We start from the raw sequence: 2,711 nt of genomic DNA, 5'->3' as shown, positions 1-2,711 counted from the left end.
CTGAAAGGCCACATCAACAGGCCTTACAGAAGACCGCACACGATCACACGTCAATATGGGTCAGAAAACTCTTGCATAACGGACGGTAACCACAGAAGAAATCCGCATCGTACCCGACGGCAATACGGCCCTTTCGCACCAGACCGAAGAGACGTTGAGGCCCGGCGGACGTCAGATCGACCAGACGACGCAGCGTCAGTCGCTCGTTGGCCACATGATCCAGCATCAGAGGCAACAGGGTCTGCACCCCCGGCATGCCGGAAGGAGAGGAAGGATAGCTCCTGTTCTTTGACTCCAGAGAATGAGGGGCATGATCGGACCCGATCACATCCGGCATTCCCTGACCGAGCCAATGCCATAATCCGTCTCTGTGTGCTCCCGACCGTATGGGAGGATTCATCTGCGCGAGCGTACCCAGCCGAGGATAAACGTCTTCTCCGGCAAGAGTGAGATGCTGGGGAGTCAGTTCACAACTAGCAATATCCCGATGACGGGAAATGAGAGCCAGCTCCTGTGGCGTCGTCACATGAAGGATGTGCACTCTGCGCCCCGTTTTACGTGCCAGATGTAATACCCGATCAGTCGCCCGAAGCGCACTCTCGTCGTCCCGCCACACCGGATGGCTGGCCGCATCACCCGCCACTCTCAAATTCATGCGCTCTTTGAGGCGGTCTTCATCCTCGGCATGAACCGCCACGCGGCGCACACCGGAACGAAGCACTCGCTCCAGCATGGTATCTTCAGAAATCAGAAGATTTCCCGTTGAAGATCCCATGAAAACCTTGATCCCGGCTGTTCCGGCAAGTTTTTCGAGTTCACCGCACCGGTCGGCATTATCGACTGTCGCGCCGATATAAAAAGCATGGTCGCACCACATACGGTTCCTGGCACGGGCGAGCTTGTCAGCCAGCGCTTCCGGCGTAGACGTCGTCGGCCTGGTGTTGGGCATTTCGAAAACACCCGTTACACCTCCCAGAACAGCAGCACGACTGCCGGATTCCAGATCCTCGCTCTCCGTCGCTCCCGGTTCCCGGAAATGCACCTGCGTGTCGATCACACCGGGCAGAATGGTCAGGCCCGTGCAATCCAGTTCCGCTGCCGCCTTTCCAGTTCCACCGATGGCAGCGATCATTTCCCCACGCACATATACGTCGGTCGTCACGGTCGCATCCGGCAGCACGACGGACCCACCTTTCAGAACCAGATCGAACAGGTCGCTCTCCACCGTTGATACGGGCAATCCATGAAACATCGGAGCCTGTCCTGCTGCTGGAGGTCGTTCTGCTTTTTAAGTTCCTTCACACGCGTTCCGGATGAAAGATAGGAAGTCTTCATAGTGACGATCATGCCGTGTTCTGGTTAACTCTGACAGGACGTCCGACTGCCGATCACGCGCCAACGCGTCCCCAGAGGCGTGTCTTCGAGAAAGATCCCTTGACCCCGCAGCATATCTCGCAGGCGATCAGCTTCAGCAAAATCCCGTCTGTCGCGTGCTTCGATTCGTCGCCTCACCAGGTCCGATACGATTGCGTCTGACTCGACGGAAAATGACGTCTGCTCTTCTTTTCGCAAGAATCCCAACAGGCGGAGTCCGCCTACCAGTTCTGTGCGCAGGCGGGTTTTTACGGACGGCACTTCTGCACGCCGCAGACGGTGCGCGGTCTCGAACAGAGTGCTCAATCCGGCCGGCGTGTTGAGATCATCATCAAGCGCTCGCGCCACGCTCAGTTCGGTAGAGCCATCGACACTATCCTCCTGAGCGAGGTGGTCTGTGTCCGAAAGAAGGCGACGCAGACGCTGCAAAGTCCGCCTGCACCGATCAAGAAGCTCCTTCGACCAGTCCAGGGGCTGCCGATAATGCGCCGAGAGCAGCGCGAGTCTGATGGCTTCTCCATCCGCTTCCTTCAGAAGATCATGAACAAGCACGACATTGCCCAGGGACTTCGACATTTTTCTCCCCTCGACAGTGACAAAGCCATTATGAACCCAGAACTTGCAATACTCTGCGCCATCACGCGCCGAGACACTTTGCGCAATTTCGTTTTCATGATGGGGAAAGATAAGATCCTGCCCTCCTCCATGAAGATCAATCGGCAAACCGAGCCGGTTTTCGGTCATAGCCGAGCACTCGATATGCCACCCGGGCCTGCCGCGGCCCCAGGGGCTCTCCCACCCCGGAAGATCAGGAGTGGATGGCTTCCACAACACAAAGTCGGCAGGGTCATGCTTGAACGGTGCAATCTCCACTCGCCCCCCAGCCATCAGGTCTTTTTGTTTCCTGCCCGACAAAACGCCATATTGCTCGAAAGACGGCACATGAAAAAGCACATGCCCTTCCGCGACGTAGGCGTGCCCCCTGTCGATCAGACGACTGATGATCGAAATGATATCGGGAATGTGGTCAGTCACACGCGGTTCAAAGTCGGGGGTAAGCAGACCCAACGCCTTCATATCGGAACGATAGGCATCAATAAAACGATCCGTGAGCACCCTGATAGACTGACCCGTGCGCGCGGCTTCAGCGTTGATCTTGTCGTCGACATCTGTGAAGTTACGTGCATAGAGCACACGCGAATATTTTTGACGCAAGACGCGATACAGAAGATCAAAGACGTAAGCTCCCGGCGACTGACGCCTTGCTGAATACTTCTGGTCTGGTTCAGCTATGAAGCATGAGCGATTTAAGAGATAGGGACGCGGTACTACCTGCG

1 protein-coding gene and 1 pseudogene are annotated in these 2,711 nt (G+C 56.4%); both read right to left on the bottom strand.

Annotation, left to right across the window (positions count from 1 at the left end):
- Positions 1-97 precede the first annotated feature (97 nt).
- Positions 98-1,252, bottom strand: a pseudogene (locus CDI09_RS17260) (dihydroorotase); the annotation flags it as partial.
- 107 nt (positions 1,253-1,359) lie between these two features.
- Positions 1,360-2,711: cysteine--tRNA ligase (gene cysS, locus CDI09_RS17255; protein ID WP_211308950.1), on the bottom strand; the 1,352-nt coding region annotated here is incomplete at its 5' end.

Origin of the sequence: Komagataeibacter nataicola (assembly GCF_003207795.1) — a bacterium.
GTDB classification, from domain to species: Bacteria; Pseudomonadota; Alphaproteobacteria; order Acetobacterales; family Acetobacteraceae; genus Komagataeibacter; species Komagataeibacter nataicola.
The sequence above is the reverse complement of the archived record's forward strand: the minus strand, read 5'-3'. Positions and strand labels throughout refer to the sequence as shown.